Genomic DNA, 5,206 nt, shown 5'->3' with positions numbered 1-5,206 from the left:
CTTCAGAACTAACACAGTGGACGCGAGCAACTGAGGACAAGCCCTCGGCCTATTAGTACCAGTCAGCTCCACCCGTTACCGGGCTTCCACATCTGGCCTATCAACCCAGTCGTCTACTGGGAGCCTTACCCTCTCAAGGAGGTGGGAATACTCATCTTGAAGCAGGCTTCCCGCTTAGATGCTTTCAGCGGTTATCCCTCCCGAACGTAGCCAACCAGCCATGCCCTTGGCAGGACAACTGGCACACCAGAGGTTCGTCCGTCCCGGTCCTCTCGTACTAGGGACAGCCCTTCTCAATATTCCTACGCGCACAGCGGATAGGGACCGAACTGTCTCACGACGTTCTAAACCCAGCTCGCGTACCGCTTTAATGGGCGAACAGCCCAACCCTTGGGACCGACTCCAGCCCCAGGATGCGACGAGCCGACATCGAGGTGCCAAACCATCCCGTCGATATGGACTCTTGGGGAAGATCAGCCTGTTATCCCCGGGGTACCTTTTATCCGTTGAGCGACGGCGCTTCCACAAGCCACCGCCGGATCACTAGTCCCGACTTTCGTCCCTGCTCGACCCGTCGGTCTCACAGTCAAGCTCCCTTGTGCACTTACACTCAACACCTGATTGCCAACCAGGCTGAGGGAACCTTTGGGCGCCTCCGTTACCCTTTGGGAGGCAACCGCCCCAGTTAAACTACCCATCAGACACTGTCCCTGATCCGGATCACGGACCGAGGTTAGACATCCAGCACGACCAGAGTGGTATTTCAACGGCGACTCCACCATGACTGGCGTCACGGCTTCAAAGTCTCCCACCTATCCTACACAAGCCGAACCGAACACCAATATCAAACTGTAGTAAAGGTCCCGGGGTCTTTCCGTCCTGCTGCGCGAAACGAGCATCTTTACTCGTAGTGCAATTTCACCGGGCCTATGGTTGAGACAGTCGAGAAGTCGTTACGCCATTCGTGCAGGTCGGAACTTACCCGACAAGGAATTTCGCTACCTTAGGATGGTTATAGTTACCACCGCCGTTTACTGGCGCTTAAGTTCTCAGCTTCGCAACCCCGAAAGGTCACTAACCGGTCCCCTTAACGTTCCAGCACCGGGCAGGCGTCAGTCCGTATACATCGCCTTACGGCTTCGCACGGACCTGTGTTTTTAGTAAACAGTCGCTTCTCGCTGGTCTCTGCGGCCACCCCCAGCTCACGGAGCAAGTCCGATCACCAGTGATGGCCCCCCTTCTCCCGAAGTTACGGGGGCATTTTGCCGAGTTCCTTAACCATAGTTCACCCGAACGCCTCGGTATTCTCTACCTGACCACCTGAGTCGGTTTAGGGTACGGGCCGCCATGAAACTCGCTAGAGGCTTTTCTCGACAGCATAGGATCATCCACTTCACCACAATCGGCTCGGCATCAGGTCTCAGCCTTAATGAGGGACGGATTTGCCTACCCCTCGGCCTACACCCTTACCCCGGGACAACCACCGCCCGGGCTGGACTACCTTCCTGCGTCACCCCATCGCTTACCTACTACAAGTCTGGTTCGTCGGCTCCACCACTTTCCTTTCCCCGAAGGGTCCGGAACGGCTTCACGGACTTAGCATCGCCTGATTCGATATTGGGCGTTTCAAAGCGGGTACCGGAATATCAACCGGTTGTCCATCGACTACGCCTGTCGGCCTCGCCTTAGGTCCCGACTTACCCTGGGCAGATCAGCTTGACCCAGGAACCCTTAGTCAATCGGCGCACACGTTTCTCACGTGTGTATCGCTACTCATGCCTGCATTCTCACTCGTGAACCGTCCACAACTAGCTTCCGCTGCTGCTTCACCCGGCACACGACGCTCCCCTACCCATCACAGCGGGCGTTGGCCCTATTGCTGCAATGACACGACTTCGGCGGTACGCTTGAGCCCCGCTACATTGTCGGCGCGGAATCACTTGACCAGTGAGCTATTACGCACTCTTTCAAGGGTGGCTGCTTCTAAGCCAACCTCCTGGTTGTCTCTGCGACTCCACATCCTTTCCCACTTAGCGTACGCTTAGGGGCCTTAGTCGATGCTCTGGGCTGTTTCCCTCTCGACCATGGAGCTTATCCCCCACAGTCTCACTGCCGTGCTCTCACTTACCGGCATTCGGAGTTTGGCTAAGGTCAGTAACCCGGTAGGGCCCATCGCCTATCCAGTGCTCTACCTCCGGCAAGAAACACACGACGCTGCACCTAAATGCATTTCGGGGAGAACCAGCTATCACGGAGTTTGATTGGCCTTTCACCCCTAACCACAGGTCATCCCCCAGGTTTTCAACCCTGGTGGGTTCGGTCCTCCACGAAGTCTTACCTCCGCTTCAACCTGCCCATGGCTAGATCACTCCGCTTCGGGTCTAGAGCGTGCAACTCAATCGCCCTATTCGGACTCGCTTTCGCTACGGCTTCCCCACACGGGTTAACCTCGCTACACACCGCTAACTCGCAGGCTCATTCTTCAAAAGGCACGCAGTCACGACTGTATGTGCAAGCACATACAGCGACGCTCCCACGGCTTGTAGGCACACGGTTTCAGGTACTATTTCACTCCGCTCCCGCGGTACTTTTCACCATTCCCTCACGGTACTATCCGCTATCGGTCACCAGGGAATATTTAGGCTTAGCGGGTGGTCCCGCCAGATTCACACGGGATTTCTCGGGCCCCGTGCTACTTGGGAGATTCTTAAGCAAGCCGCTGATGTTTCGTCTACGGGGGTCTTACCCTCTACGCCGGACCTTTCGCATGTCCTTCGACTACATCAACGGTTTCTGACTCGCCGACCGGCCGGCAGACCGATCAAAAGAATTCCCACAACCCCGTATGCGCAACCCCTGCCGGGTATCACACGCATACGGTTTGGCCTCATCCGGTTTCGCTCGCCACTACTCCCGGAATCACGGTTGTTTTCTCTTCCTGAGGGTACTGAGATGTTTCACTTCCCCTCGTTCCCTCCACATGCCCTATGTGTTCAGGCATGGGTGACAGCCCATGACGACTGCCGGGTTTCCCCATTCGGACACCCCCGGATCAAAGCTCAGTTGGCAGCTCCCCGGGGCCTATCGCGGCCTCTCACGTCCTTCATCGGTTCCTGGTGCCAAGGCATCCACCGTGCGCCCTTAAAAACTTGGCCACAGATGCTCGCGTCCACTGTGTAGTTCTCAAGCAACGACCAGCCACCCATCACCCTCATCCCTAAGGACCAGGTTCACTGGGGCCGGCATCGCGAAGATAAGACCTTACGGCCGTACCCTCAGATACCCAACAACGTGCCAGGCACGATCCCCTCGACTATCACTGTTTTCCACGCCGAAGCAGTACTTACAGGATGTTCTGGAAACCGTGCCAAATAATCAACGTTCCACCCATGAGCTGACCGTGCAGAACATTTGTCTGCAATCGGTACTGTGCTCCTTAGAAAGGAGGTGATCCAGCCGCACCTTCCGGTACGGCTACCTTGTTACGACTTCGTCCCAATCGCCAGTCCCACCTTCGACAGCTCCCTCCCTTACGGGTTGGGCCACCGGCTTCGGGTGTTACCGACTTTCGTGACGTGACGGGCGGTGTGTACAAGGCCCGGGAACGTATTCACCGCAGCAATGCTGATCTGCGATTACTAGCGACTCCGACTTCATGGGGTCGAGTTGCAGACCCCAATCCGAACTGAGACCGGCTTTTTGAGATTCGCTCCACCTCACGGTATCGCAGCTCATTGTACCGGCCATTGTAGCACGTGTGCAGCCCAAGACATAAGGGGCATGATGACTTGACGTCGTCCCCACCTTCCTCCGAGTTGACCCCGGCGGTCTCCTGTGAGTCCCCATCACCCCGAAGGGCATGCTGGCAACACAGGACAAGGGTTGCGCTCGTTGCGGGACTTAACCCAACATCTCACGACACGAGCTGACGACAGCCATGCACCACCTGTATACCGACCACAAGGGGGGCACTATCTCTAATGCTTTCCGGTATATGTCAAGCCTTGGTAAGGTTCTTCGCGTTGCGTCGAATTAAGCCACATGCTCCGCCGCTTGTGCGGGCCCCCGTCAATTCCTTTGAGTTTTAGCCTTGCGGCCGTACTCCCCAGGCGGGGAACTTAATGCGTTAGCTGCGGCACCGACGACGTGGAATGTCGCCAACACCTAGTTCCCAACGTTTACGGCGTGGACTACCAGGGTATCTAATCCTGTTCGCTCCCCACGCTTTCGCTCCTCAGCGTCAGTAATGGCCCAGAGATCCGCCTTCGCCACCGGTGTTCCTCCTGATATCTGCGCATTTCACCGCTACACCAGGAATTCCGATCTCCCCTACCACACTCTAGCTAGCCCGTATCGAATGCAGACCCGAGGTTAAGCCTCGGGCTTTCACATCCGACGTGACAAGCCGCCTACGAGCTCTTTACGCCCAATAATTCCGGACAACGCTTGCGCCCTACGTATTACCGCGGCTGCTGGCACGTAGTTAGCCGGCGCTTCTTCTGCAGGTACCGTCACTTTCGCTTCTTCCCTGCTGAAAGAGGTTTACAACCCGAAGGCCGTCATCCCTCACGCGGCGTCGCTGCATCAGGCTTTCGCCCATTGTGCAATATTCCCCACTGCTGCCTCCCGTAGGAGTCTGGGCCGTGTCTCAGTCCCAGTGTGGCCGGTCGCCCTCTCAGGCCGGCTACCCGTCGTCGCCTTGGTGGGCCATTACCCCACCAACAAGCTGATAGGCCGCGGGCTCATCCTTCACCGCCGGAGCTTTTAACCCCCGCCCATGCGGGCAGGAGTGTTATCCGGTATTAGACCCCGTTTCCAGGGCTTGTCCCAGAGTGAAGGGCAGATTGCCCACGTGTTACTCACCCGTTCGCCACTAATCCACCCCGAAGGGCTTCATCGTTCGACTTGCATGTGTTAAGCACGCCGCCAGCGTTCGTCCTGAGCCAGGATCAAACTCTCCATGAATGTTTACCCGTAATCGGGTCAACACACACTTAGAGCGGGCACGTCATGTCGGAATATGACCGACGCGCCACAACGTCCTCGCTGTGTTTGGTTGCCTGCAAGCATCACCCGAAGGCGACCTCACAGGTCTTTTTCAAAGGAACCTCATCCACCGAAGTGGACGGGGTATCAACTTCTGGCGTTGATTTTTGGCACGCTGTTGAGTTCTCAAGGAACGGACGCTTCCTTTGTACTCACCCTC

Annotated in this window: 2 rRNA genes; both read right to left on the bottom strand. The window is 56.8% G+C overall.

What is annotated here, in order from left to right:
- Window positions 1–32: 32 nt before the first annotated feature.
- A 23S ribosomal RNA gene (locus ACZ5D2_RS40780) occupies window positions 33–3,155 on the bottom strand.
- A 285-nt stretch (window positions 3,156–3,440) separates the two neighbouring features.
- Window positions 3,441–4,965 (bottom strand): 16S ribosomal RNA (locus tag ACZ5D2_RS40775).
- The 16S and 23S rRNA genes sit together here, the layout of an rRNA operon.
- Between the last annotated feature and the right edge of the window lie 241 nt (window positions 4,966–5,206).

The organism is Streptomyces sp. NPDC031479 (assembly GCF_055581065.1).
The sequence above is the reverse complement of the archived record's forward strand: the minus strand, read 5'-3'. Positions and strand labels throughout refer to the sequence as shown.